The sequence below is a fragment of the Pelomicrobium sp. G1 genome, assembly GCF_051905455.1.
Classification (GTDB): Bacteria; Pseudomonadota; Gammaproteobacteria; order Burkholderiales; family UBA6910; genus Pelomicrobium.
Window position 1 is genome coordinate 42,319 of record NZ_JBQACR010000014.1, and the last position, 25,256, is coordinate 67,574.

The following is a 25,256-nucleotide window of genomic DNA, read 5'->3' on the forward strand; positions in this document are numbered from 1 at the left end:
CCTGCACGGGAACGTCATTCCGCGACGACGGCAGTCCCCCTGGAGCCCGCCGGCTCCCCCACGCCGCCGACGGCGGGCACCGGCCTGGGCAGCCCGGGGATGGTGAGGGCGAAGGTGCGCGACACCTTCCAGGATCCGGTCCTGGTACTCCAGATCGGGTGGGCCGGCACTTGTCATCCCGCTCGTCCCGGGGGCGTAACGCCCGCGCTCGCCTGGGAGTAGCTACGCCCCTTCCATTGGACCCCGGCGCCGCGCCAGTGCCGCCAGGCCGAGGTCCAGGTCATTCCCAGGTAGAGCACCCCGATCAGCGGCAGCGCCGCCGCCCACAGGGGCGAGCGCCCGTAGTACAGCAGGGTCGGGATGTACGAGGCGGCCATGGCCACCATGGCAGCCAGGGCCAGCGCCTTCGCCAGCGCATGCGGCGCGGCGAGCGCCACCGCCGGCGGAGCGACGAATGCGAGCAGGAAGACAGCGCTCAACAGAGCGAGCAGCACGGTCGAGTGCCGGAGCTGCTCGAAGGCGTAGCGCGCCACCGCGTTCCAGATCCCGGCGAGGCCGCGCCAGGGACGCACGCTCACTGCGGAGTGGGTGAGGCCGATCCAGGTGGGGAAGCTGCACTCCTTGAACGCGCGGGCGAGGGCGCAGTCGTCGATCAGCGCCGAGCGAATCGCCGTGAACCCCCCGATGAGCCGCAACGCCCAGGTGTCCACCAGCACGCAGCCACCGGCGGCGGCCGCGACGCGCCGCGACTGGGCATTGTTGGACAGAGCGAACGGATAGAGCAGCTTGAAGAAATAGACAAAGGCGGGCGCGAGCAGCTTTTCCCAGAAGCCCCGCATCGGCGATTCCGCCGTTAAGGAAACGAGCATCAGGTGTTCCCGCTCGAGCTTTCCACGCAGCGCGGCTACGAGCCCCGGCGACAGGGCGATGTCGGCGTCGGCGAGCAGGGTCAACCGGGTGCGCACCCGGGCAAAGCCCTGGGCGAGAGCCCAGACCTTGCCCGCCCAGCCGGGGGGCGTCGGCGACCCGCGCACCACGGTCAGTCCCGGAACGCCGGTGGCGAGGGCCGCCTCCGCCGTGCCGTCCTTCGACTGATCATCCACTAGGACGATGCGCAGGCCCCGCCCCTGGGCGGCCAGGGCAGGAAGGGTCACCACCAAGGCTCGCGCCTCGTTGCGCGCCGGAACCAGCGCCGTGACCTCGCTCAGATCTTCCTCGGAGCTCGACTCCTCGGCGTCCAGCCTTTCGCGGGTGCTCCACGGCCGCCACGGCAAAAGGAGCAGCCCAACCCACAAGACGAAACCGGGCAACGCCGCCAGCAGCCACATCATTTGAGCGCCGCCCGCGCTGCGGCCCCTTCGGCCCGTCCCAGATCGTCGTAGACCACGGGCAGCTCGGGGGCCATGGGACCGTCGGTGCGCGGGCCCCGGAGCCGCGCGTACAGCGCTTTCCATGGACGGGAAAACGCGTCGTTCACCGCCGTCGGCTCGAACCCGCAGTGCACCATGCAGTCCGCGCACTTCGGGTTGCGCCCCACCCCGTAGCGGTCCCAGTCGGTCTCCTCCATCAGCGCCTTGAAGGTAGGCGCGTACCCCTCGTCCACCAGCAAGTAACAGGGCCGCTGCCAGCCGAAAACGTTGCGCGTCGGGTTGCCCCAGGGCGTGCACTGGTACGTCTGGTTGCCGGCGAGGAAATCGAGGTACAGGATCGACTGGCTGAAGCGCCAGCCGCGCCCCTTGCCGAGGGCGAAGATCGAGCGGAACAGTCGCTTGGCTGCGTTGCGGCGCAGGAAGATGTCCTGGCGCGGCGCGTGCTGGTAGCTGTAGCCGGGGCTGATGGTGACGCCCTCGACCCCCAGGTCGCGCACGAAATCGAGAAACCGCGCCACCTCGGCCGGGTCCTCGTCGCGGAACAGGGTGCAGTTGAAGGTCACGCGGAAGCCGCGCGCCAGGGCGAGCCGGGCGGCTTCCACCGCCTTGTCGAAAACGCCCTCGCGGCAGACCGATGCGTCGTGCCGCTCCCGCAGTCCGTCCAGATGGATGGAAAACACGAGATAGGGCGACGGGGCGAACTCGCGCATGCGCTTCCTCAGCAGCAGCGCATTGGTGCACAGATAGACGAACTTTTTGCGCCGGACGATCCCGGCCACGATCCGGGCGATATCCTTGTGGATCAGCGGCTCGCCCCCGGGGATGGAGACCACCGGCGCCCCGCATTCGTCCACCGCCGCCAGGCACTCTTCCATGCTCAACTGTCTGTTCAGGATGGGCTCGGGGTAGTCGATCTTGCCGCAGCCGGCGCAGGCCAGGTTGCAGCGGAAAAGGGGTTCCAGCATGAGCACCACCGGGTAGCGGGTGCGTCCGCGCAGCCGTTGCCCGGCGATATAGAGCCCGACGCGGAGGATCTGGCGCAGCGGCAATCCCATGGGCGTGTCAGACCTGCCGCTCGCCCGTCCTGGACCCGACGCTGGCGCGGGTCAGCCCGGCCGGAAGCCTGAAGGTGACATTCTCGCGAACCCCTTCCAGGGTGCGGATCGAGATGGCCCCAAGGGTGCGCAGCCGGTGGCACACCCGCTCCACCAGCACCTCGGGGGCCGACGCGCCGGCCGTCACGCCCACGCGCCGAACGCCTTCGAGCCACCGCGGATCGAGATCGCGCTCGTCCTGGATCAAATGCGCCGCCAACCCGCACTGCTCCCCTACTTCCCGCAGGCGGTTGGAGTTGCTGCTGTTGCGCGCGCCCACCACCAGTAGCAGGTCCACCTCCCGAGCCAGGGCGCGCACGGCGTTCTGCCGATTCTGCGTGGCGTAGCAGATATCGTCCAGGTCGGGTCCCTGGATGCCGGGGAACCGGCGCTTGAGCGCTTCGATGATCTCCCGCGTGTCGTCCAGGCTCAGGGTGGTCTGGGTCACGTAGGCGACCCGCCGCGGGTCGGCCACCTGGAGCCGTGCCGCATCCTCTACGCTGGAGATGAGGTGGACGATCCCCCGCACCGAACCCATGGTTCCGATCACCTCCTCGTGCCCGGCATGGCCGATGATGACGATCTCGTAGCCCTGGCGCCCATAGCGCTGGGCCTGAAGGTGCACCTTGGTGACCAGGGGACACGTGGCGTCGATGACTTGCAGCCCCATTTGCCGGGCCTGCTCGACCACCGTATCGGCCACACCATGGGCGCTGAAGATGGTCACCGCGCCCGCGGGTATGCCGTCCAGTTGCTCGACGAAAACGGCCCCTCGCCGCTCCAGGGATTCGACCACGAAGCGGTTGTGGACGATTTCGTGGAACACGTAGACCGGGGGGCCGTAGGCATCCAGAGCCAGCTCGACGATCTCGATGGCCCTCACCACCCCGGCGCAGAAGCCGCGGGGCTGAGCAAGCACGATCTCCATGCCGGTTCCCTCTCCTTCGTCGGTGGATCCCGCGGGCGGCGCTCGCGTCATTCCGCACGGTCTGTTTCACAATATAGACTAATAAGACGGACTTGCGGCCGTTTTATTACCGGCGGAGCACGAAGCGGGGAGAAGCCTCGCGCAACCTTGTCTTCCGCTGCGATCAGCGTGCCGGTGATGTCAGGATAATGTCTCCAGGCCGGTCTTTTTATCGAAATCCCGGTCCGGCATTCCCCGGACGGGGCGGCTCGCAAGCGACTCGCGCGCGAACGCAGCGCTATCCTACCGAAATATTGGCGTAGAGGATGCGGAAAATGATAAAAAAGGATCCGCCATCCCTGCTCGAATCGATCCACTCCCCCCTCGACCTCAGGCACTTGCCGGAAAGGCAACTAGCGCCCTTGGCGGCCGAGCTGCGCGCATACCTGGTCCGGTCGGTGGCGGGCTGCGGCGGCCACTTCGCCGCCGGGCTCGGCACGGTGGAGCTGACCATCGCCCTGCACTACGTGTTCGACACCCCCGAGGATCGCCTGGTGTGGGACGTGGGCCACCAGTGCTATCCCCACAAGATCCTGACCGGCCGCCGTGACCGGCTCCCCACCATTCGCCGCAAGGGCGGTCTATCGGGCTTTTTGAGGCGCGAGGAGAGCCCCTACGACGCGTTCGGGGCGGGCCATAGCAGCACGTCCATCAGCGCAGCGCTTGGCATGGCGCTTGCGTCGCGCGCCATGGGTGCCGACCGCCAGGTCGTGGCGATCATCGGCGACGGGGGCATGACGGCAGGACTGGCGTACGAAGCGCTGAATCATGCCGGCAGCCTGGACGTAGACCTGCTGGTGGTGCTGAACGACAACGAGATGTCCATTTCGCCCAACGTCGGGGCGCTCTCCCACTATCTTGCACGGCTGCTCTCCAGCCGCACCTACGCCACGGTGAAGAAAGGGGGTCGCAAAGTCCTGGAGGCAATGCCGGCCATGTGGGACCTGGCCCAACGCGCGGAAAAGCAGTTGAAGACCATGGTCGTCCCGGGCGCGCTGTTTGAGGAGCTGGGCTTCAGCTACTTCGGCCCGGTGGACGGCCACGACCTCAACGCCTTGGTGCAAGTGCTGCGCAACCTGCGAGCGCTGCCGGGACGCCGGCTGCTGCACGTGGTCACGCGCAAGGGCAAGGGTTATCCGCCGGCGGAGGCCGACCCGGTGAAGTACCACGGGGTCGTGCCGTTCGACCCGGCCGTGGGGCTGGGAACGGGGGGATCGAAAGGAGCCGCGACTTATACCAGCGTGTTCGGCGACTGGCTGTGCGAAATGGCCGCCCGCGATCCGCGCCTGGTCGCCATCACCCCCGCCATGCGCGAGGGCTCGGGGCTCGTGCGCTTCTCCAAGGAGTTTCCCGGGCGCTACTTCGACGCGGGCATCGCCGAGCAGCACAGCGTGACGCTGGCGGCCGGGCTGGCGTGCGAGGGGATGAAACCCGTGGTGGCGATCTACTCCACGTTCCTGCAGCGCGCCTACGATCAGCTCATCCACGACGTGGTGATCCAGAAGCTGCCGGTCCTGTTCGCCATCGACCGGGCCGGGCTGGTCGGGCCGGACGGCCCCACCCATCACGGCAGCTACGATCTCACGTACCTCAACTGCCTCCCCGGGATGGTGATCATGACCCCCGCCGACGAAAACGAACTGCGCCACATGCTGTACACCGGCTTCCTGCACGACGGGCCCGCCGCGGTGCGCTACCCCCGGGCGAACGCGACCGGCGTGGGGCTCGACGTGGAAATGAAGCCGCTTCCGATCGGCCGCGCCGAGGTGCGGCGGGAAGGCCGGCAGGTGGCCTTCCTGGTCTTCGGCACGCTCCTCGGCTCGGTGTCGCCCCTGGCCGAAGCCATGGACGCCACGCTCATCAACATGCGCTTCGTGAAGCCGCTCGACGAAGCCGCCGTGCTCGCCGCCGCCGAGGGGCACGCCCTCGTCGTCACCCTGGAGGAAAACGCGATAGCCGGCGGCGCGGGCAGCGCGGTGAACGAGTGCCTGGCGCGGCACGGGGTGCAGACCCGGGTGCTAAACCTCGGGTTGCCCGACCGGTTCATCGAGCACGCGAGCCGGGAAGAGGCGCTTGCGGACGCCGGGCTCGAGCCGGCGTCCATCGCCACGGCGGTGACCCGCCGCCTGCAGCGGGATTGGGCCGCGGGCCGCGTCTGCGGCGCCCTCGGCCGGGACGTGGCCTGATCGCGCGACCGGAAGGCTCAGTCCTTGAAACCGAACCAGGGGCGGAGCCTCACGCCCACCCAGTTGCCGGGCAGGGCCGCGGCGATCCACAGCCAGCCGTGGAGGCTCGTGGAAGCGATCCCGGAGAAGAAGGCGCCGATGTTGCAGCCGTAGGCGAGGCGCGCGCCGTAGCCCATCAGCAGCCCGCCGATCACCGCCGCGGCGAGGAGCCCCGCCGGCATCGCCATCCGCGGCGCGAAGCGGCCGGAAGCTCCCGCCGCGGCCAGCGCCCCGATTATCATGCCGATGTCCATGACCGAGGTGACGTCGGAGAGCAGCGGCGACTCCAGGGCGGCGCGCTGGAACGGGGCGCTCCAGAAAGGCTCGCCCTCGGGATCCCAGCCCAGCAGCATGGCCGCCTTGCCGCCCCACAAAGTGAACGCCCAGGTGATGCTCCACGGGTGCCCGGCCACCGCCAGCGTGGCGGCGTTGAGGAGGGCGAGCAGCACCGCCCCCGCCGCCAGGGGCCAGGGGCCCGCGAGGAGGCGTTCCCACCCGAAGCGCTCCGGCGGCGCCGGCGCCCGGCGGCGCCCGAAGCGCCCGGCGATCCCGGCGAGAAGGGCAAGCGCCGCGAGCTGGAGCGCCAGGGCTTGCGCCCAGCCCATGAGCTCCGCCAGGCTGCGCGATTCCCACACCGGAAGCCGCTCCCAGTGCTCCATATGCAGGCTCGCCCAGAAGCCTCCCGCGCAGAAGGCGGCGAGGGTGAAAAGCATGCGCAGGCTGCCCCCGCCCACGGTGTAGAGGGTGCCCGAGCCGCAACCGCCCCCGAGCTGCATGCCGATGCCGAAGAGAAACGCCCCGATCGCCACCTGCCAGCCGGCCGGCGCCACCGCGCCGGCGACCGGCCGGCCGAGGACGCTTCCGGCCTCGAGGACCGGCGCGAACAGAACGCTCGCCAGGGCCAACATCGCCAGTTGCGCCTGCACCCCGTCCACCTCGCCCCGGGTGAGCAGCCGCCGGTAGGCGCCGGTGAAGCCTAAGTGGGCGTGGTACATAGTGGTACCGATGAGGGCGCCGATGGCGAAGAGCAGCGCGAGCCGCGGCGACTCGGCACCGGTCAGCGCCGTCAGGATCATCACCGCCATCGCGGCGCACGCCAGCACCCCCCGTTGCGGGACGGCGCCGGAGCGCCGCGCCGATCCCGCCTCAGCGGGCAGCATCCGTGACGATTCTCTCGAAGATCGGGTCCAGCTCTTTCGCCAGAGCGTCCAGTTTGGCATTGCCGTAGGGGGCGAAGACCGCGCTCGGCCGGCGGTAGGTGATGGCTGCGGTGCCGTCGGCGTTTTCCGTCACGTACAGCCGCAGGGGCGCCTCGATCCCCGCCGGCACGCTCGCCTCCAGCATGCGCACCGCGTAATCGTTGCGGAACACCATGAGCACCGCGTTGCCGGGAATCTTGACGCCCCGCGCCGCCGCTCCCCGGCTGGCGCTCGCCTGGGCGACGAGCCCCAGGCCGTGGTCGGCGATGGCTTTTTCCAGCCGCGCCACCAGCGCGTCGAAGCCGTGGGAGGACTTCACCGTCACGGTGCCGGGATACGGCGCCGGATTGTCGGCCCAACCGGGCGCGGCTACGCACAACAGCGCCACGCCGGCCAGCGCGCCCGCGAGTCTCGATTTCGCCATGGAAGCCTCTTTCACCGTCGGATGGATCAGGGTCTGACCACCAGCTTGTAGTCCGGCGTCGGGTTCAACGGGCAGGAATACACGTAGTTTCCGGGCTTGAGCTCGATCGCGTAGTCCTGGGTCTTGCCGGTGGTCAGGCCGCCGCCCGAAATACTGGGCAGGGTCGCCCGGCCCACACCCCCTTCGCCCCGGAGCCAGAAGCCCAGCTCGTAGGGCACGTTCTTGTTGGTCACGCGAAAGACGTACTTCCCGGGCTTGAGCTCCAGGACCCGGGCCTTCGCCAGGCGCGCCTCCCCCGTGCGGGCGTTGATCGCTTCGCAGTCGGCGGCCCGGGCGCTCTGGAAGCCGTGGTCCTGGCCGTGCTCGCTCTCCAGGAACTGGCAGGGTGTCTGGGTCAGCTTGATCACCGCGGGCGCGGCGGCCGCGGCGTAGGGCGAGACCACCGCGGCGCCGAGGGCGACGGCGAGGGTCGATAGACCGGGCAATCGATGGGTCATGGCATGCCTTCGTAAAAGGTTCCAGAAATCCCGCTCCGACGCAGCGGGCGCTTATCGCCCCGCCCCCGCGCGCCGCCGTACCCCGCCCGCCAGGGCCCGCAGGCGCGCCACGTCCTGCTCCACGTCCACCGGAAGCCACCCCGTGACTTCCAGCCGGCGGTCCTCGTAGACGTCTTGTCCCGGGTGCTCGGCGGCCCAGCAGGCCACCACCTGGTCCCGGTGACGGAGCAGCGCCTCCATGTGGGGACGGTAGAGCCGGAACATGGCGGTGAGCCACCGGTTGAGGGGCCAGGAGGGATACGCATGGTCGATGGCGAACCGGTCCAGCATGCGGATCACGTCCGGGGCCGGGTACCAAGTGTCCCCGGTGACCCAGCGGTTCACCGCGAAGAGCCCGATGGCACGGCCGTAGGCGTCCATGGACACGGCGATCAGGTGGGCGATGGCCTCGCTCCCCGAAGGCCATGGCTCCTCGCCCTCGTGGGCGACAGGCGCGACCCCCAGCGGCATGCCGCCCGAGCGCAGGAAGGTGTGGAAGTGGCCGTGCTCCCCCGCCACGCCCCGGTGGGCGTGGTAGTAGTACTGGCTGAAGGTCTCGCCGTCGAAGACGTCGTTCGGCGGATAGTGCTCGTACTCGTAGAAGGTGCCGTGGCCCTTGAGGACTTCCCCCACCAGGTTGAGTCCCCCTTTCGCCAGCACCCGCTGGCACTCCAGCGCCTCTTCCCCCGCCGCCAGCATGGCCGTCAACGCTGGCCGGGGAAGTGCGGCCAGATCGGGGGGCGTGAGAGGCGGCGGGCCCGCGCGGCCTTTTCCTTTCGAGCCCCGGCTGGCTTTTTCCTTACGCGGTACGGAAGAAATCGTCACCGGTCGAACCCTTGCGGCCGTCCTGAAAAAGCCGGCGGGAGGGAACGTCCGCGTTTCCCTTCCCGCCGAAGCCAAATCAGTACATGAGAGCGCACTCTACCGCTCCCCGTCAGGCATCAGATTCCGTAGGGTGCGTTGAGCGAACGCGAAACGCACCACCCCACTAGTACCGCTTGCCCGCGCAAGGGTTTTTCTTGGGGGCGCAGGGGTTCTTCGCCGCGCAGGGGTTTTTACCCGCGCAGGGGTTCTTCGCCGCGCACGGGCTGCAGGGATTACAAGGGCTGCCCTTCTTGGTGGCGGTCTTGGCGGCGCAGGGGTTCCTCGCCGCGCAGGGATTCTTGGCGGCGCACGGGTTGCCGAAGACGGGCATGGCGACGCCGAGGGCCACGGCGCCCGCGAACAGCTTGGCTTTACGACGGGTGAGCTTCATGACTTTCTCTCCTTTTACACAAGCGTGATGAATCCGGAGCGGTTGCCATTCCCCGCCCCGGGGATACCCCACCGCCCCGCCAAGGGTTCCGCTGAAGCTCAGCGCCTGGCGGCACAGGGATTCTTCGCGGCGCACGGGTTTCTGGCCGCGCACGGATTCTTCGCCGCGCAAGGGCTCTTCGGCGCACATGGGCTCTTCGGAGCGCACGGACCGGCGGCGGCCGCTTTCTTCGGGTCGAAGGTCTTCTGCACTTTTTCCGTGTACGCCACCAGCGCCGCCAGCTCCTTGGAGTCCCACGGCAGGGGCTTCGCCGCCATGGGCATCACCATGCACGCCTGCACCATCTCGTCCAGGTACACCTTCTTGAGACCGATCTGCTGCTCGGTCATGGCCACATAGTGGGGATAGGGCTGGGCGAAGGTCGCCTGGAACCCGGCGTTATTCATGTGGCAAGTGTTGCACGAGAGCCCGTTGGTGCTCAGCTTGGTGTCGTTCCACAGCTTTTCGCCGTAGGCGGTCAGCTCCTTCTTGTCCCCCTTGTACGGCTTGTAGTTCTTCGGCCGGGTGACCAGCTTGGGATCGGCCTTGGCGGCGCAGGGGCTCTTCGCGGCACAGGGGTTTTTCGCGGCGCAAGGATTCCTGGCGGCGCAAGGGTTTCTTCCTGCGCAGGGGTTCGCCTTGGGCGCGCACGGGTTCCTCGCCGCGCAGGGGTTGCGCGGGCCGCAGGGGCCCGCCGCGTTGGCGATGCCCACCGACAGGGCGGTGGCCACCAGCCAGGGAAGCGTACGGTGACGACATTCGGGACGGCTCATGGATCTTCCTCCTTCTTTCAAGAACTTGGCGATTCGGCGACCGATGCTTTATCCGCGCGCATCGCGGAACCAGGTCTCGGACAGGCATTCCCGCAGCCGCACCCGCGCCCGGTGGAGGATCACCGAGCAGTTGGTCGCGGACACCCCGTGGATCTTACAGATGCTCTCGATGGACTCCCCCAGGATCTCCCGCAGGGCGAATATCTGGGCCGCCTTCCTCGGCAGCCCCTCGACACAGCGCTCGAACGCCTCCCAGAACTCCCGCCGCTCCAGCGCCCGTTCCGGGTCGCGCCATTCCTCCACCGGTGCGACCCGTTGGCCGCCGGCGTTGAACAACAAGGCCTCGAAGGCCTCCTCCTCTCCTTCCTCCCCGTCATCCGGCGCGACGCGCCGCGCCCTCTCCCGCTGCAGATCCACGATCTTGTGCCGCAGGATGGAGGTGAGCCAGGAGCGGACCGCGGCCCGTCCGGCGAAGGACGGCAAGCCCCGGATCGCTGCCAACAGGGTCTCCTGCACCGCTTCCCGGGCAAGTTCCCCGTCGCGCAGGGTGGCCAGGGCATAGCGGTGCAAGTAGCCCATGTGGGGAACGAGATCGTCCGCCACGACCCGCCCCGCCGGCGGCGAAGCCGCCTCGATCGCCACCGGGGAATCCGCTTTCCCCGCCGTCTCCTCCCGGGAAACCTGGCCTGGCATGAGCATGACTCGTCTCCTTTACGCCCGGAGGGCGTCGGCGATGCGCTGCGCCTGTTCGCGGGAGGGGGCCACCACCGCGAAGCTGCCGATCCCGGCGCTCGCCACCCGCGCCCATGCTCCGTTTCTCTCCGCCACCACCGGGGATTTCATCTCCAGGTCGGGGAACACCAGCAGCGTCGCCTTCCCCAGGGGCGTGTACAGGATCACGTGGTGGGCGTAGGTGCCGTAAACCGCGCAGGTTCCGGTATAGCGGACGTCGCGGGCTTGCCGCAGGGTGAGGCCTGTCGCCTCCAGGACCCGGGCCAGGACCCGCTCGTCGCCTCGGCGGCCGATGGCCAGCTCGCGGGGCTCCTCGCCGAGCACGTGGTCGATGGCCGCAAGAGCCGGGCGGGCCGCGTCGCCCGATCCCTCGTGGATCAGCCAGCCGCCTACCGCCGCTGCCGCCGCCAGCCCCGCCGCTTTCGCCATCCAGGCGCGCCGCCCCGGCGCTTCGAGGTGGTGGCGCAGCAATATCCGGTCCGCCAGCCCGTCGGGCACCGGTACCCGGGCCGCCGCCCCCAAGTCCTCGTCCAGCCGGCGCAGGCGCTCTAGGTGCTCGGCGCAACCGGGGCAGCCCCGTCGGTGGGCCTCGGCCGCGGGGCTCAGCCGCCGGGGATCGGCCAGCGCCTCCCGGCGGAACTCCAGGCACGTCATCGGCGTTCTTTCCATCGCGTCGCATCCTGCTCCAGCAAACTCCGCAGCGCCTTGCGGGCCCGGGACACCCGCTGCATCACGTTGGCCTCGCTCAAGGAGAGCAGCGCCCCGATCTCGGCGCAACTGAAGCCGCCCAGCACCTGCAGGAGCAGCGGCTCCCGGTACCCCTCGGGCAGGCGCTTCAGGGCGGCCTGCAGGGAGATACCCGCCTCCATGTCCCGCTCCACCCCAGCCAGCGCCTCTTCCGGGTCCAGCGCCTCGGTCTCCAGGCGCTTTTTCTCGTAGAGGCGGGCGTGCTCGTGGTGCAGGATCGAAAACAGCCACGCCTTGCCCGATTCCTCGCGCCTTAAGCTGTCCCAGGCCTTCCACGCCCGGGCGAAGGTCTCCTGCACCAGGTCCTCCGCCAGGAACCGGTCCCGGCACAGCCAGTAGGCGTAGCGGTACAGATCCGGCGCGTGGGCCCGCACCAGGGTCTCGAACGCCCGCCGCCGAAAGCCCAAGACCATTCCGCCTTTCCCCCTCCCGCGCCGGAGACCTGGGCTCCGGGCTTTCATTTCACAGGATAAGACCTGGAGGGCGGACGAAACCTGACATGCCCGCCCGCTTCCCATCTCCCAATCTACGCGGTGGCGGCCGCCTGTGTCGCGCCGGCGCCGGCCGGCGCTTCCTCCCACTTGAGGGAGCGGTAGTCGAAGCCGGCCTCCAAGGTGGGCTTCACCACCTGGAAGTAGGGAGAGATGTCGAAATCCCGGGGCGCGAACAGGCTGTGGTGCCGGATGTGGAAGATCTCGTCGTAGCACCAGTCGCACCCGGGCCGCGGCGCCGGGCGGCGCACGACGATGGGCAGGATCGGGTAGTGCACCGACTGGAAGGCCTGGGCGATCAGGGTAGAGCAGATGGCCCGGGTGGGCTCCCCGCTGCCCAAGGCCAGCAGGCGGCGGCGCCAGCGGGTGGGCACCGGCGGGGTGGGGAGCAAGTAGCGGGCCAGATCGACCAGGTTTTTGAGGTCATAGCTTAAGCCGATCCGCGAAATGGCGAACTCGACCACCTTCTGCAGATCCTCGGACGACAGCCCCACCGGGCGGCAGATGCGGGTGTGGTAGTCCGCATAACGGCTCAAGGGCACCGCCCACACTCCATGCACCATGTCGGCTTCGACCAGGACCGGCGGGTCGTTGGGGTCACCAGGCAGCCCCGGGATCGGTCCAACGTAAAGAGCCGCGTGGGACCAGGTGGATTGGGTCAGGTACTTGATGGCGGTGCTGATGCGCCGGTTGCCTTCCACCAGCAGCACGTCCCCGGGCCGGATCACCCGGGCGAGATGGCGGGGGTCCGCGGTGGCCAGGGGCTGGTAGCCGCGGGAGGGCTGGTTGAGGTAGCTCGCCAGCGCCCGGCCGATCCTTTCAAGAAGCGCGCCTCCCATGCACCGATTCCTTTCCAGGCCCGTTAGCGTCCTTTCGCCCGTTGCTCGCCGTCCACCCGATAGATCTCGGAATCGGGATTAAACGCGAGCCAGGCGAAGGCGAAATGGACGCCGCCGCTCAGGAGTTCAAGCCGCGTCCCCTCGAGAGGCCCGCCGACGGCCTGCCCCAGCAGGTTCCAGCGGGAGCCGGTTTCCCGGTCCGCGAAGCCGTCGCCCGCCGCTTCGAAGGTAAGGACGCGCCCGCCCACCCGCCGGCTGTAGGCCGCGGCGGCGCGGATAGTACGGGAGGACGTGATGATCCCCTCGTCCAGGGGCGAGAGCAGGCCGCCGCTGGAAAACACCACGAACGGCTCCCCCGCCAGGGTGTCGTTCACCACCGGCGTCTTCGCGAGCTCCTCCAGGGGATAGAGGCGGTGGCGGCCGCCCACGCTCACGTTGAGCACCCGCTCCATGGCGGGAAGTCGCGGGTCCGGGGTCTCGGCGAAGAGGAAGGGAATCTCGTCGATGCGGTCGTAGCCCCGGTAGGGATTGATGCCGTAGGGGCGGCTGAAGCCCGTCTCCCGGGACAGCACCTGCCCCTGGGGATGGGCGCGCTTGAAGTCCTCGTAGGCCACGATCCCGGAGGGGATCTGCCTGAGCACCGTCCCGGCGTAGTGGCCCACGATCGCCTCGCCCGTGAACTGCTGCCACCAGCTCTCCGTCTGGCGGTCGTACATCACCAGGTCGCTCTTCCTGAGTCGACCGGTGGTGCCGAAGTCCAGGAGCCGGTCCTTCACGCGGCGATCGAACACGATGGAGGCGTTGCACAGGGGACAGAAGGTGACCGCCACCAAGCGGCCGCCCACCTGGTCGTTCACGATCTCGTGGTAGATCAGGATCTGCAGGGGGTACGCCCGGGCGTCGCCCGCGATCTCCAGCGCGATCACCGGCTCCCGGGGGTGGAGCCAGCGGTCCGCCGAGGGGAAGGATTCGAAGCGGGGCCGGTCGATGGCAGGAATGCCGTCCTTGGGCGGCCCGCCCGGCTGGATTTCTGCCAGGGGCACCGTCGCACGGTTGAAATCGGTGCGTGGCCACTCCCGCTTGAGGGCTGCCGGCACCTCCCCGGCCGCCATGGATCCCGCAGCCACCAGGCCGGCCAGCGTCCAGGCCAGGAACCGCATCGTCGAATATCGCCCCGCTCCGCCCGAGCCCATGGAGCGCCTCCTTCCGAAATCCCCACTTGCGCCTTTATCCCGTTAGACCGCCGGCCAGGGCGGTTCCTGACAGGACGTAAGACGGGGCCTGCCGGTTCGACAAATTAAATTTGTTTTCGCGCCCCCCACGCTGCTTCCATCGCGCCGGCGTAAGAACGCTCCCACGTCGCGGACTAACTGCAGGCGAGACGGTCACGCCTCGCCCGCTTCGGGTCCTGAGAAGTCGTCAGGGCGCCGGTTGCACGTCGCTTCGCCATCTTCACCTGAAGGAGCCCGTCATGAAGACGCTCAAGCTTTTACCGGCCATTGCCATCGTCATCGCCGCGTTCGCCGTTGGCCCGCCGCCCGCCGAGGCGGGCTCCTCGGACGTGTGCGCCTGGTTGAAGAGAAACCAGGCGATCAGCGACGGTACCCCTTACCCGGAGGAGCGCACCGGCGACAAGCCGTCCGGCGCCGCCGGCCGGAGCGGCCCAGACCTGCTCCAGTCCATCCGGGAAGGCTGGAGAAGGTTCCTGACGCCCCGAGCCCAAACGGCAGTAGCAGCATCCTCGCCCCGCGACGGCGTTCGTGTGTGAAAAATCATCTTTCATCCGGCGGGAAAGAACAGCATCGCGAATCTCTCTCGCTTTGAGTTCCATGAGAGGAGGCAACCATGGACAAGACCCTCGTCGCCCTGGCGGTGGCGGGCGCCTTCGCGCTCCCGCTTTCCGCCGCCCAGGCCCAGGGCAGTGTGACCATCTACGGCACGCTGAACGTGAACTTCGAGAACTTCGAGTCGGACGGGGCGAGTCCCCTCGGCCCCATTCCCGGCAACTCCTTCGTGAACGGCAACGGCGTCAACGTCAGCTCCCGCAACCAGGTGACCAGCAACTCCAGCGCTTTGGGGTTCAAGGGCCAGGAAGACCTGGGCGGAGGCTGGAAGGCCTGGTTCCAGTTGGAGAACGACGTGCGCCCGGACGGCTCCACCGCCGGCGCCTTCGCCGGCCGCAACTCCGCCGTGGGCTTGAGCAGCCCCTGGGGCACGGTCTTTCTCGGCAACTGGGACACGCCGTACAAGGCCATGACCACCGGCTTCGGCATGCCGTTCTTTAGCACCACGACGGCCAATTACAACGCCATCATCGGCTCGCCCGGCTTCGGCGTGCGCAGCGGCACCACCGCGGGGGCCGGCAGCCTGAACGGCAACGCGGCCTTCGACCGGCGGCAGAACAACAGCGTCCAGTACTGGTCGCCGGAATTTCGCGGCGTGCGCTTTCGGGCGGTCTATGCGGAAAACGATTCCAAGCCCGCCGGCGGCACCACCAACCCGGCGGTGTGGGGCGGATCCCTCACCTGGGAAGGGATGGGCATCCAGCTCGGCGTCGCCTACGAGCGCCACGAGGACCTCTTCGGCACCCGCGCCATCGACGGGGGAAGCCTGGCGGCCCCCGCCGTTCCTGGCGCGGATTCCAAGGACACCGGCATCAAGGTTCAAGCCTCGTACAAGATCCAGGGCAAGTACCTGGTCGGCGCTCTCTGGGAGCGGCTCGAGTACGAGACCAGCGCCGCTGGCGCCAACCTGTTGACCGAGTACGAGCGCGACGCCTGGGGCGTCTACGCCATCCTGCCGGTGGGCCCCGGCGCGGTGCACTTCAACTACGTGACCGCCGACGACGGAGAGTGCCGGCTGAAAAGCGGCGCCCCCTGCGCTAGCGGCGGCACCGACGTGGAGATGTGGGCCATCGGCTACTACTACAACTTCTCCAAGCGCACCCAGCTCTACGTGCAGTACGTGGACATGGACAACGGGGAAGCCCAGTTCTATCGCCTGGGCGCCGGACCGGGGGAAGTAGGCGTCGGCGGTCCGGGCGCGGATCCGCGGGCCGTTTCCCTAGGAATCCGCCATTCCTTCTGAGGGAGGCGCGACGGCGGATCGAGACCTCGGTTCGGAGAATCGGGCGGGCGCCAGCGGGCGTCCGCCCCTTTTCTTCGCGCAACAAGCGGTGGGACCATGGCGGAGGGCGACGCTTCCAATAGCGTTGCGGGGCGCAACGACCCTTGCCCCTGCGGCAGCGGCCTCAAGTACAAAAAATGTTGCGGCCGGCCGGCTTCAGCCGCGCTCCCGGGGTGGGGGTTGTCAGGAGCGCAGCCTCTGCAACGCCACCACGGACGGACGTGCGACGGCTGCACCGCCTGCTGCGACGGCTGGGTGAGAATCCGCGTCTATGGCCACGACGTCTATCCCGGAAAGCCGTGCCCCTTCAGCACCGGGGGCGGCTGCCGCATCTACCAGCACCGGCCGGTGGAGCCGTGCCGCACCTTCGTCTGCGGCTGGCTCGCCGACGGGAGCCCGTTCCCGGACGCGTTCCGACCCGATCGACTGGGTATCTTGATTCAACAGGCCCATTGGAGAGGCGGGCTGTTTTACGTGCTGGTGCCGGCCGGGCGCGACCCGGACGGCGCCCTGATCCGGTGGATGGACGACCTCATGCTGCGCACGGGGACCCCTTTCCTCTACCGGGTGAGAAGCGACTGGTACGGGCGCGGGCCGCACGCGTTCCTGGAGGAAATCGCCGAGCGGCGCAGGCGCGGCCTGCCCCTCATCCCCCCGGGGCCGGGCGGATCACCGGCGTGATCCGCCGACCCTGGAAAAGGGTCATCACAAGCCCAACGATTCGCCGTCGGACGCCGAAAGCTGGCGCTGGAATTCCCGCGCGCGCGGGTCCAGGGCCTCGGGCGCCTCGATGCCCGCCCGCCCTTCGACGCCGCGCTTGCGCTCCATGCCGGCCTTTATGTCGGTGCCATAAGGACTGCCGTCGGTGATGGACTGGCGGAAAGCGAGGGAATAGCGATCCCCTTCCCCTTCCGCCGCCCGGACCGGCATGGCCAGGGCGGACACGGCCGCCGCCGCGAGAAACGCGTTCACGAGCTTCATTCCCTTCGTCATGGCAAGCCTCCTTTCCCGATCGTTCCGTGTTCCCGCAGATCGCGGGTTGCTCTGGGGTGAGCCTGCTGCTGCAACCAGCATTTCACCTGCCCATTAGTCTTTCGGCGCGGCCGGATCTTACGGTTTCTGTGCAAACGGACGGGGGTTGTCAGCTTCCCCCGCCCGGTCCGGTCTGATGGCATGCGGGAACGAGCGTGGAGATCGGCCGGCGGCCTCTCCGTTCCTCATCCCACTACCACGCCGCGCCGGCGCGCCGTTCCCGCACCTCATTTCCCGGAGCCCTTCGGGATGCGCTACCGCAAGAGCCTGGCCGTCGTCTACGGCGCCATCCTGGCGTTCAACCTGCTGCTCACCTTCGTCATCTATCTCCAGGGAGAGCGCACGCTCCAGGCGATCCGCCCCTTGATCGAAGAGGACTTGCCGCTGCTCGAGCGGCTCTCGGACCTCAAGGTGGCGGTGGTGGACGAGGAGCCCACGTTCTACGAGTATCTGTTCGCGGGCGACCGGGAGCGCTTCCTGGCGCGCCACGGCCGCAACCGGGCGGTCATCGAGGCCGGGCTCGCCGCCGCCCGGACGGCCTTTGCGGAGCACCCGGCGCTCCTCGAGATCGAGCGCCAGTACCGGGAGATCCTGGACCGAGCGGTACGCCTGGACCGGGCCTTGCAGGCGCCCCCGGCGGAGCGCGAGGCCGCGCGCGCCTTGATCGCCGAGCTCGCCGTCATCTGCGCCGGCATCAACGCCACGGTGGATCTGCTGGTGGGCGAGCTGCGGGGAATCGTCGCTGAGCGCGGAGCGCTGGCCCAAGCCAGGGTGCTGGCGACGGTGCTCTGGGTCGCGGGCTTCGCCGCGGTGGCCTTCGTGGTGGCGGTCCTCGTCGGCTACCACGTGCACGCCTACCTGGCCGAAGCGCGGGAGCGGCGGCGCTTGGGCCTGTTCCCGGAGCGCAACCCAAACCCGGTGTTGAGCCTCGCCCGGGACGGGACGGTGCTGTACGCCAACCCGGGCGCTGCGGCCTTGCTCGAACGTCTGGGCTTTCCGCCGGAGGCAAGGCGGCTCCTTCCCCCCGACATCGGGGAGCGGCTCGCCCAGGCGCTGCGGGCCGGGGAGGACACGGTGGAGTGGGAGCACGAGATCGGCGGCCGCATCCTGGACGGCCGCGCCCACTGGCTCTCCGATCCGGAGATGTTCCACGCCTACCTGGTGGACGTGACCGAGCGCAAGCGGGCGGAGTGCACCCTCGCCTACCTCGCCTATCACGACCCGCTGACGGGGCTGCCCAACCGCCGCCGGTTCGAGCGCGACCTGGAGGAGGTCCTCGGCCGGGAAGAAGGCTTCGGCGCCGTGATGCTGTTGAACGTGGATCGCCTGCGCCGGGTCGTGGACAGCCTGGGCCACAGCGCCGCCGACGAGGTCCTGCGCGCCGCCGGCCGCCGGCTGGCCTCAGCGCTGGAGGGTTTCGAGGAAGCGGCCCGTGCCCGCGTCTACCGGTTCGAGGGAGACCTCTTCGCCGTGCTCATCGCCGGCAGCCGCGTCGCCGATGCGGCGGTGCCGGCGCAGCGCCGCGTGCGCGAGGCGATGCTCGCCCCCCTCGCGGTGCGCGGCCACGAAGTGTTCGTGACCTTCAGCATCGGCTACAGCCTGTTCCCGGTCCATGGGCAGGACGGCAACCGGCTGCTCGCCATCGCCGACGCCGCCCTGCACCAGGTGCGGCTCGCCGGGGGAAACGGGATGCGCTGCGGACTGCCGGAGAACGACGTGGCGGCCGCCGCCCGGCTGGAAATGGAGGCCCTGCTGCAGCACGCCCTGGAGCGCAACGAGCTGAAAGTGGACTACCAGCCCCAGATCGGCATCGCGAGCGGCGCCCTGCTCGGCGTCGAGGCGCTGGCGCGCTGGCACAGCCCGGCGCTGGGATGGGTGCCGGCGGCGACCTTCGTCCCCCTGGCGGAGGAAACGGGACTGATCGCCGCGGTGGGCACGTGGGTGCTGCGGGCCGCTTGCCGCCAGGGGGCGGCGTGGAGCGCCGTCGGCCGCCGCGGTTTGACCATCGCGGTCAACCTCTCCGCCCGCCAGTTCGCCGATGAAGCCCTGGTGGATACGGTGGCCGGAGTGCTGGCTGAGACCGGCCTGGACCCCGGCCGCCTCGAGCTGGAGATCACCGAAGGCGCGGCCATGCAGGACCCGGCCCGCGCCGCCGCCGTGCTGTCCCGGCTCAAGGGGCTGGGCGTGGGCATCGCCATCGACGACTTCGGCACCGGCTATTCGTCCTTGAGCTACCTGCGCCGCTTCCCCATCGACCGGCTCAAGATCGATCAGTCCTTCGTGGGCGGGATGGCCGGGGACGCCGGCGACGCGGCCCTCGTCCGGGCGATCGTGGCCCTGGGCCACAGCCTGGGCCTCCAGGTGGTGGCCGAAGGGGTCGAGCATCCCGCCCAGCTCGAGGCCCTGGCTCGGTTCGGCTGCGACGCCTATCAAGGATTTCTCGCCGCGCCTCCCCCGCCTTGGGAGGAATTCACCGCCCGCTTCACAGCCCTCGCCCGGACGGCCGCTTAAGGGGTCGATGCGCTCCGCGCACCCTGAGAATCCGCGGTGCGTTTCGCCTTGCTCAACGCACCCCATTCGGTTTTGGATGGGTTCTAAAAAGGCCCGGATCGGCGGCGATGGACACACGCGCTTTCCCCATCCGATAATTGCAACGCATTTCTCGACCCCATCACCCGGGCCGTACCGGTCGGGCTCCAAAGGGGGTGGATTGTCGCTGCCCGCTACGGCTTCGGAGTCCGTCCCCAGTCTCCGAATGGACGCTGTCAACCAGCTCATCCTGTTCGGCGGCCTGCTGGCCCTCGCCGCCATCGTGCTCACCGCCGCCGCCTCCCGCAGCGGCGCGCCGCTTTTGCTCGTGTTCCTGGGGGTCGGCATGCTGGCCGGGGAAGACGGCATCGGCGGCGTGCGCTTCGACGACTTCGAGCTTTCCTTCTTCGTCGGCAACCTGGCTCTGGCGGTCATCCTGTTCGACGGGGGGCTGCGCACCCGCTACGAGAGCTTCCGCGCCGGCCTGTGGCCCGCCGTGTCCCTCGCCACCGTGGGCGTCGCCGTCACGGCGGGCTTGACCGGCTTCCTCGCCGCCCGCCTCCTCGACCTTCCTTTGTTGGAGGGGCTGCTGATCGGCGCCATCGTGGGGTCCACCGACGCCGCCGCCGTGTTCGCCCTGCTCCATACCCGCGGCATGCAGCTCAAGCAGCGGGTGGCCGCGACACTGGAGATCGAGTCCGGCAGCAACGATCCCATGGCGGTGTTCCTGACCGTCGTCCTGATCGAGCTGCTGCTCGCCGGCAAGACCACCTTGGACGCGACGGTCCTCGCGAGCTTCGTGCAGCAGATGGGCCTCGGCGCCGTGCTCGGCATCGCGGCGGGCCACGCCCTCGCCTGGCTGATCGATCGCCTGACCCTGGTGGCGGCGGGGCTTTACCCGCTGCTCGCCCTTTCGGGGGGACTGCTCGCCTTCGGGCTCACGGGGCTGCTGGGCGGCAGCGGCTTTCTCGCGGTGTACCTAGCGGGGCTCACCTTGGGCAACCGCCGCCCCCGAGGCGAGCTCTACATCCTGCGGGTGCACGACGGGCTCGCCTGGCTCGCCCAGATCGGCATGTTCCTGCTCCTCGGGCTGCTCGCCACGCCCACCAGGCTCCTGGAGGTGGCGGTGCCCGGGCTGGTGGTGGCGCTGGCGTTGATGCTGGTGGCGCGTCCCGTCGCCGTGTTGCTAAGCCTGGCGCCCTTCCGCTTTCCCTGGCGCGAGCAGGCCTTCATCGCCTGGGTGGGGCTACGGGGAGCGGTGCCCATCGTGCTGGCGGTCTTCCCCCTGTTCGCCGGCCTGGAAAACGCCTACCTCTATTTCAACGTGGCCTTCTTCGTGGTGCTGGTGTCCCTGGTGGTGCAGGGGTGGACCATCGCGCCCCTCGCCCGGCTGCTCGGGCTGGAGGCGCCGCCGCTGAGCGAGCCGGTGCAGCGCCTGGAGATCGACTACCCCGAGCGCAGCGGCTTCGAAGTGGTGGGGTACCGGCTTGCGGAGGAATCGGCGGCGGTGGGCCTGTCCCTCCAGGACCTGCCCCTGCCCACGACGGCCCGGCTGGTGAGCGTCGTGCGCCAGGGCCAAACGTTGCCGCCCACCGCCGACCAGGTGCTGCGGCCGGGGGACGCGGTCTACGTGTGGCTGCGCACCGAAGACGTGGAGCGGGTGTCGAAGATCTTCGGCCCCCAGCCGCCCGAGGCCCTCACCGACGCCCAGTACTTCGGCATTTTCGTCATTCACCCCGAGGCCGAGCTGGAGGGGCTCGCCGCCGTCTACGGGTTCGAGGTGCCCGAGCGGGCGAAGGGGCTGACCGTAGGAGAGTTCCTGGCCCGCTCCTTCAGCGGCCGGCCAGTGGTAGGCGACCGGGTGCGCTTAGGGGGCGTGGAGCTGGTGGTAAAGGAGGTGAACCACGGCGAAGTCACCCAGGCGAGCCTGGTGCTGCGGCGGGCCGGATCGGGCGGCGCCGTCGCGGAGTAGAATGCGCGGGATGCGGCCCCGCCGCAAAGGGCCGGCGCCTTGAACTCAACCTGCCCTATCCGAGACCATGCATCGAATGCCATCGTTTCGTCCGGCCATGGCCGCCGGCCCCTATCCCCGGCGCGAGCGCCCACCCCAGAGGGTTCCCGTGAAAGCGCACTCCGGCGCCACCCGCCGGGTGTCCCGGTCCCTGGCCGCGACCCTCTCCGCCATCAATCAGGCCGGGCTTACCGACGCCTAGAAGCGCATGCACGACGACTGCCGGGACACCGGCGTCTTCGACCGCAGCGTCCTGCGGAAGGCGGGCAGAGTCGCCGGGGCCGGTACGTGGCCCATCTCAAGCTCCAGCGATTCGACCAGGGCGAAAAGCAGCGCCTGGGCGCCTTCGGGCTGCGCCTGGTGGAGACCAAGTACGCGCTGGTCCACCCGTTCTTCCAGGTCTGGGACAGTCAGGACGGCAGCATCGTCTGGGAAGGCACCCAGGAGCTGCGCTACGCCTAGGACACGGTCGCCGAAGCGCCGGTCACCTTCCGCACGGTAATCGAGCGCACGGCGCGGGACCCGATCGCACGGCTTCCCTGAGCTCGCAGGGTTCGTAAAAGTAGCGAGCCGTGGTGCCGGGAGCGAGAGTCGAACTCGCACGGCCTCGCGGCCGCGGGATTTTGAGTCCCGTGCGTCTACCAGTTCCGCCATCCCGGCAAGCCGCGAGATTATCCCCCATCGCCCGAAGGGCCGGCAACCGGAGGGCGCGGCGGGCCCCACCCTCCCGGGTTGCAGGCTCGACCCGAACGTTTCACGAGGAAATTTGGGAGGAGGATCCGGGGCTAGGTGGCTTCGCAGCCGACGAGCCCGGGTTAACGTTCCATCCCGGCGGCCCAACCGTCGGTGGGCTGCCGCAAGGCCTCCATCTTTTGCGGATCGGACTGGGCGGCGGCCATGGGTCCCGACTGGCCCTTCACCCCGCGGGCGGCCTTTTCCACCCCGCCCATCGGCTCGAGCCCGTGTCCCGGAGCCGGAACGCAGTCCGAGACCCGGCGCATGCGCTCGAAGTGGTCCCAGACCCCGGCGTCCGCCCAGGCGGGCGCAACCCCCCAGGCGGCCAAGGCGATGACACCCGCCGGTAAGGTTTTCAACAAGCGCTTATCCATAAGGGTCTCCTGTCCATTGCCAAGGGGCGTTCCCGAGCGGCTTTCGACGGCCCGGCCCCGGCCGGGAGGAAAGCCGGCGACCTGGCGGGCGCCCTTTTCCTTTGACCGGTCGCAACCGTCCCCGTTACCCTGAGGGATGAAGCGGAGGGCCCGTTTTATAATGCCCGCCCATGCGGCTCTCCGACTTCGACTTCCACCTGCCGCGGGAACTCATCGCCCAGACCCCGGCGGCCGCCCGCAGCGCGAGCCGTCTGTTGCACCTGGACGGCAAAACCGGCGCGGTGCAGGACCTCCAGTTCCAGGATCTGCCCCGGCTCGTGCACCCCGGGGACCTGCTGGTGTTCAACGACACCCGGGTGATCAAGGCGCGGCTCCGGGGCCGGAAGCGCTCGGGCGGCCAGGTGGAGGTCCTGGTGGAGCGGGTGCTGGGCGAGCACGAGGCCCTGGCCCAGGTGCGGGCCAGCAAATCCCCCCGGGAGGGGAGCGAGCTGGTGCTGGCGGGGGAAATCCCGGCGACGGTGCTGGGCAGGGAAGGGCCCTTCTTCCGGCTGCGCTTCCACGACGAAGCCGACCTCTTCACCCTGCTGGAACGCCACGGGGAAGTGCCCTTGCCGCCCTACATCGAGCACGCACCCGACACCGAGGACGAGCGCCGTTACCAGACCGTCTACGCCCGCATCCCCGGCGCGGTGGCGGCGCCCACCGCCGGGCTGCATTTCGACGAGGCGATGCTGGAGCGGCTGCGCCAGGCGGGGGCGGAAACGGCTTTCCTCACCCTGCACGTGGGTGCGGGAACGTTCCAGCCGGTGCGGGAGGAGGACCTCTCGCGCCACGTGATGCACGCCGAGTGGTACCGCATTCCCGAGGAGACCGTGGCGGCGGTGGAGCGCGCCCGCGCCCGGGGCGGCCGGGTGCTGGCGGTGGGCACCACGACCCTGCGCGCCCTGGAAGCGGCCGCCGCCCGGGGAAACTTACGCCCCGGCGCCGACGAGACCAATCTGTTCATCCTGCCCGGCTACCGCTTCCGGGTGGTGGAACGCCTGCTCACCAATTTCCATCTGCCCAGGTCGACCCTGCTCATGCTGGTCTCGGCCTTCGGCGGCCTCGAGTCCATCCGCCGGGCTTATGCCCACGCCGTGGAACAGCGCTACCGCTTCTTCAGCTACGGCGACGCCATGCTGATCGAAAGGCAGCAGAGCTGACCGGTGACTTCCTCATGCAATTCGAGCTGATCGCCCGGGACGGCGCCGCCCGCCGCGGCCGTCTCGTCCTCGCCCACGGGGTGGTGGATACCCCGACGTTCATGCCGGTGGGCACTTACGGCACGGTGAAGGCCATGAGCCCGGCGGAGCTGAAAGGGCTGGGCGCCCAGATGGTGCTGGGCAACACTTTCCACCTGTGGCTGCGGCCGGGCCTCGCGGTGATCGAGGCCCATGGGGGGCTGCACCGCTTCATGGGCTGGGACGGCCCCATCCTCACCGACTCGGGCGGCTACCAGGTGTTCAGCCTGGGCCCGCTGCGCAAGATCAGCGAGGAAGGCGTCGCCTTCCGCTCCCCGGTGAACGGGGACCGGTGCTTCCTCACTCCCGAGGAGTCCATGCGCATCCAGCGCCTGCTCAACGCCGACGTGGCCATGGTCTTCGACGAGTGCACCCCTTACCCCGCCAGCGAAGCCGAGGCGCGCGCCTCCATGGAGCTTTCCCTGCGCTGGGCAGAGCGCAGCAAGCGGGCGTTCGAGGGAAGCGAGAATGCGCTCTTCGGCATCGTTCAGGGCGGAATGTTCGAGCACCTGCGGGAGGCTTCCCTGAAAGGCCTGATGGACATTGGCTTCGACGGCTACGCCATCGGCGGGCTTTCCGTCGGCGAGCCCAAGGAGGAGAGGCTGCGCGTCCTGGATCACACGGCGGCGCGCCTGCCCGCCGAGCGCCCCCGCTATCTCATGGGCGTGGGCACGCCCGCCGATATCGTGGAGGCCATCGCCCGGGGCATCGACCTCTTCGACTGCGTGCTGCCCACCCGCAACGCCCGCAACGGCTGGGTGTACACCCGCCGGGGCGTAGTGAAGCTGCGCAACAGCCGCTACCGGGCAGATCTCTCCCCCCTGGACGAGGAGTGCGATTGCTACACCTGCCGCACGTTCACCCGGGCCTACCTGCACCATCTGCAGCGGGTGAACGAGATCCTGGGGGCCCGGCTCAACACCCTGCACAACCTGCACTATTACCAGCGGCTGATGCGGGAGGCCCGAGAGGCGATCCAGCAGGGCCGCTACGCCGAATACGCCACCGCCTTCAACCGGGCGCCCTTGGAAGCGTGATAAAATTCAGCCCTTTATAAACCTGCTCGGAGAAACAAGGTGCTGATTCCCCAAGCCTTTGCCCAGGGCGCGCCAGCGACGGGTGGCGCCGACTGGCTGAGCCTGCTGCCCCTGATCCTCATCTTCGTGCTGTTTTACTTCATGCTCATCCGCCCGCAGATGAAGCGGGCCAAGGAGCACAAGGCGATGATCGAGGCGCTGCAGAAGGGCGACGAAGTGGTCACCGCCGGCGGCACCCTCGGCCGCATCACCAAGGTGGGAGACGGGTACGTGACCCTGCAGGTGGCCGACAACGTGGAGATTCAGGTGCAGAAGCAGTCGATCCAGCTCCTGCTGCCCAAGGGCACGTTCAAGTCGGCGAAAGGCGAAGGATGACGGCCTCGGGCAACGTCTCGGCCGGCTGCGCCCGTCTTAGTCCGGTCCCTTTTGCCGGCCCGCGCC

General features: G+C 69.2%; 26 protein-coding genes, 1 tRNA gene and 1 pseudogene. 11 read left to right on the plus strand and 17 right to left on the minus strand.

Annotated features, from left to right (window positions below; all coding sequences use genetic code 11):
- Positions 1–173: 173 nt before the first annotated feature.
- The 3 genes from ACTFO6_RS13525 to ispH are packed head-to-tail and all read right to left on the minus strand — an operon-like array spanning position 174 to position 3,392.
- Entirely contained in the window at positions 174–1,331 is a 1,158-nt protein-coding gene (locus ACTFO6_RS13525; protein ID WP_439934970.1) for a glycosyltransferase, read from the minus strand.
- Positions 1,328–2,425: an adenosyl-hopene transferase HpnH gene (hpnH, locus tag ACTFO6_RS13530; protein WP_439934971.1), complete on the minus strand. Its 1,098-nt coding sequence runs from the start codon at positions 2,423–2,425 to the stop codon at positions 1,328–1,330. Before hpnH ends, ACTFO6_RS13525 begins: the two co-directional genes overlap by 4 nt.
- A gap of 7 nt (positions 2,426–2,432) precedes the next feature.
- The gene (ispH, locus tag ACTFO6_RS13535; RefSeq protein WP_439934972.1) at positions 2,433–3,392 is read right to left on the minus strand and encodes a 4-hydroxy-3-methylbut-2-enyl diphosphate reductase; all 960 of its coding nucleotides are present in this window, start codon (positions 3,390–3,392) and stop codon (positions 2,433–2,435) included.
- Between the two features lie 314 nt (positions 3,393–3,706).
- Here ispH and dxs point away from each other — a divergent pair, with 314 nt between their 5' ends.
- Positions 3,707–5,617: a 1-deoxy-D-xylulose-5-phosphate synthase gene (gene dxs / locus ACTFO6_RS13540; RefSeq protein ID WP_439934973.1), complete on the plus strand. Its 1,911-nt coding sequence runs from the start codon at positions 3,707–3,709 to the stop codon at positions 5,615–5,617.
- A 17-nt stretch (positions 5,618–5,634) separates the two neighbouring features.
- On the opposite strand, the gene ACTFO6_RS13545 is transcribed toward dxs, so the two are convergent.
- The 11 genes from ACTFO6_RS13545 to ACTFO6_RS13595 all read right to left on the minus strand — a co-directional run bounded on the left by ACTFO6_RS13545 (position 5,635) and on the right by ACTFO6_RS13595 (position 13,884).
- The gene (locus ACTFO6_RS13545; protein ID WP_439934974.1) at positions 5,635–6,816 is read right to left on the minus strand and encodes a YeeE/YedE family protein; all 1,182 of its coding nucleotides are present in this window, start codon (positions 6,814–6,816) and stop codon (positions 5,635–5,637) included.
- Complete coding sequence (locus ACTFO6_RS13550) at positions 6,803–7,279, minus strand: DUF302 domain-containing protein (RefSeq protein ID WP_439934975.1); 477 nt, start codon at positions 7,277–7,279, stop codon at positions 6,803–6,805. The genes ACTFO6_RS13545 and ACTFO6_RS13550 overlap by 14 nt, the downstream gene beginning before the upstream one ends.
- Positions 7,280–7,305: 26 nt before the next feature.
- The gene (locus tag ACTFO6_RS13555) at positions 7,306–7,776 is read right to left on the minus strand and encodes a hypothetical protein (protein ID WP_439934976.1); all 471 of its coding nucleotides are present in this window, start codon (positions 7,774–7,776) and stop codon (positions 7,306–7,308) included.
- Between the two features lie 51 nt (positions 7,777–7,827).
- Entirely contained in the window at positions 7,828–8,640 is an 813-nt protein-coding gene (locus ACTFO6_RS13560; protein WP_439934977.1) for a DUF6969 family protein, read from the minus strand.
- A 163-nt stretch (positions 8,641–8,803) separates the two neighbouring features.
- The gene (locus ACTFO6_RS13565) at positions 8,804–9,070 is read right to left on the minus strand and encodes a hypothetical protein (RefSeq protein ID WP_439934978.1); all 267 of its coding nucleotides are present in this window, start codon (positions 9,068–9,070) and stop codon (positions 8,804–8,806) included.
- 98 nt (positions 9,071–9,168) lie between these two features.
- Positions 9,169–9,882, minus strand: coding sequence for a c-type cytochrome (locus tag ACTFO6_RS13570; RefSeq protein WP_439934979.1), 714 nt, complete (start codon positions 9,880–9,882; stop codon positions 9,169–9,171).
- A gap of 48 nt (positions 9,883–9,930) precedes the next feature.
- Positions 9,931–10,581 (minus strand): sigma-70 family RNA polymerase sigma factor, encoded by a 651-nt coding sequence (locus tag ACTFO6_RS13575; RefSeq protein WP_439934980.1) that lies wholly within the window; start codon positions 10,579–10,581, stop codon positions 9,931–9,933.
- Between the two features lie 12 nt (positions 10,582–10,593).
- Positions 10,594–11,283: a DUF3379 family protein gene (locus tag ACTFO6_RS13580; protein ID WP_439934981.1), complete on the minus strand. Its 690-nt coding sequence runs from the start codon at positions 11,281–11,283 to the stop codon at positions 10,594–10,596.
- Positions 11,265–11,774, minus strand: coding sequence for a sigma-70 family RNA polymerase sigma factor (locus ACTFO6_RS13585; RefSeq protein WP_439934982.1), 510 nt, complete (start codon positions 11,772–11,774; stop codon positions 11,265–11,267). Before ACTFO6_RS13585 ends, ACTFO6_RS13580 begins: the two co-directional genes overlap by 19 nt.
- A 113-nt stretch (positions 11,775–11,887) precedes the next feature.
- A complete protein-coding gene (locus ACTFO6_RS13590) occupies positions 11,888–12,691 on the minus strand; it encodes a YiiX/YebB-like N1pC/P60 family cysteine hydrolase (protein ID WP_439934983.1) in 804 nt (267 codons plus the stop codon).
- Between the two features lie 23 nt (positions 12,692–12,714).
- Entirely contained in the window at positions 12,715–13,884 is a 1,170-nt protein-coding gene (locus ACTFO6_RS13595) for a DUF3179 domain-containing protein (RefSeq protein ID WP_439934984.1), read from the minus strand.
- 278 nt (positions 13,885–14,162) lie between these two features.
- Here ACTFO6_RS13595 and ACTFO6_RS13600 point away from each other — a divergent pair, with 278 nt between their 5' ends.
- From ACTFO6_RS13600 to ACTFO6_RS13615, 4 genes and pseudogenes are all read left to right on the plus strand, one after another.
- The gene (locus ACTFO6_RS13600; protein WP_439934985.1) at positions 14,163–14,459 is read left to right on the plus strand and encodes a hypothetical protein; all 297 of its coding nucleotides are present in this window, start codon (positions 14,163–14,165) and stop codon (positions 14,457–14,459) included.
- Positions 14,460–14,536: 77 nt separating this feature from the next.
- A complete protein-coding gene (locus ACTFO6_RS13605) occupies positions 14,537–15,778 on the plus strand; it encodes a porin (protein ID WP_439934986.1) in 1,242 nt (413 codons plus the stop codon).
- Positions 15,779–15,874: 96 nt separating this feature from the next.
- Positions 15,875–15,967, plus strand: a pseudogene (locus tag ACTFO6_RS13610) (SEC-C metal-binding domain-containing protein); the annotation flags it as partial.
- A 30-nt stretch (positions 15,968–15,997) separates the two neighbouring features.
- Positions 15,998–16,498: a YkgJ family cysteine cluster protein gene (locus ACTFO6_RS13615; protein ID WP_439935023.1), complete on the plus strand. Its 501-nt coding sequence runs from the start codon at positions 15,998–16,000 to the stop codon at positions 16,496–16,498.
- Positions 16,499–16,522: 24 nt separating this feature from the next.
- Here ACTFO6_RS13615 and ACTFO6_RS13620 read toward each other — a convergent pair whose 3' ends face one another.
- On the minus strand, positions 16,523–16,810 hold the full coding sequence (locus ACTFO6_RS13620; protein WP_439934987.1) for a hypothetical protein: 288 nt from the start codon (positions 16,808–16,810) through the stop codon (positions 16,523–16,525).
- 288 nt (positions 16,811–17,098) lie between these two features.
- On the opposite strand from ACTFO6_RS13620, the gene ACTFO6_RS13625 reads away from it, so the two are divergent.
- The 3 genes from ACTFO6_RS13625 (at position 17,099) to ACTFO6_RS13635 (ending at position 21,851) form a co-directional block, all read left to right on the plus strand.
- Positions 17,099–19,360 (plus strand): putative bifunctional diguanylate cyclase/phosphodiesterase, encoded by a 2,262-nt coding sequence (locus ACTFO6_RS13625; RefSeq protein WP_439934988.1) that lies wholly within the window; start codon positions 17,099–17,101, stop codon positions 19,358–19,360.
- A 244-nt stretch (positions 19,361–19,604) separates the two neighbouring features.
- The gene (locus ACTFO6_RS13630) at positions 19,605–21,350 is read left to right on the plus strand and encodes a potassium/proton antiporter (protein WP_439934989.1); all 1,746 of its coding nucleotides are present in this window, start codon (positions 19,605–19,607) and stop codon (positions 21,348–21,350) included.
- A gap of 327 nt (positions 21,351–21,677) precedes the next feature.
- Entirely contained in the window at positions 21,678–21,851 is a 174-nt protein-coding gene (locus ACTFO6_RS13635; protein WP_439934990.1) for a hypothetical protein, read from the plus strand.
- A gap of 111 nt (positions 21,852–21,962) precedes the next feature.
- Here the strand turns inward: ACTFO6_RS13635 and ACTFO6_RS13640 are convergent.
- Positions 21,963–22,049, minus strand: a tRNA-Leu gene (locus tag ACTFO6_RS13640).
- A gap of 155 nt (positions 22,050–22,204) precedes the next feature.
- Positions 22,205–22,498: a hypothetical protein gene (locus ACTFO6_RS13645; RefSeq protein WP_439934991.1), complete on the minus strand. Its 294-nt coding sequence runs from the start codon at positions 22,496–22,498 to the stop codon at positions 22,205–22,207.
- A gap of 170 nt (positions 22,499–22,668) precedes the next feature.
- On the opposite strand from ACTFO6_RS13645, the gene queA reads away from it, so the two are divergent.
- The 3 genes from queA to yajC are packed head-to-tail and all read left to right on the plus strand — an operon-like array spanning position 22,669 to position 25,190.
- On the plus strand, positions 22,669–23,700 hold the full coding sequence (gene queA, locus ACTFO6_RS13650; RefSeq protein ID WP_439934992.1) for a tRNA preQ1(34) S-adenosylmethionine ribosyltransferase-isomerase QueA: 1,032 nt from the start codon (positions 22,669–22,671) through the stop codon (positions 23,698–23,700).
- Between the two features lie 14 nt (positions 23,701–23,714).
- Positions 23,715–24,815, plus strand: coding sequence for a tRNA guanosine(34) transglycosylase Tgt (tgt, locus tag ACTFO6_RS13655; protein ID WP_439934993.1), 1,101 nt, complete (start codon positions 23,715–23,717; stop codon positions 24,813–24,815).
- A 39-nt stretch (positions 24,816–24,854) separates the two neighbouring features.
- Complete coding sequence (gene yajC, locus ACTFO6_RS13660) at positions 24,855–25,190, plus strand: preprotein translocase subunit YajC (protein ID WP_439934994.1); 336 nt, start codon at positions 24,855–24,857, stop codon at positions 25,188–25,190.
- Positions 25,191–25,256: the final 66 nt, after the last annotated feature.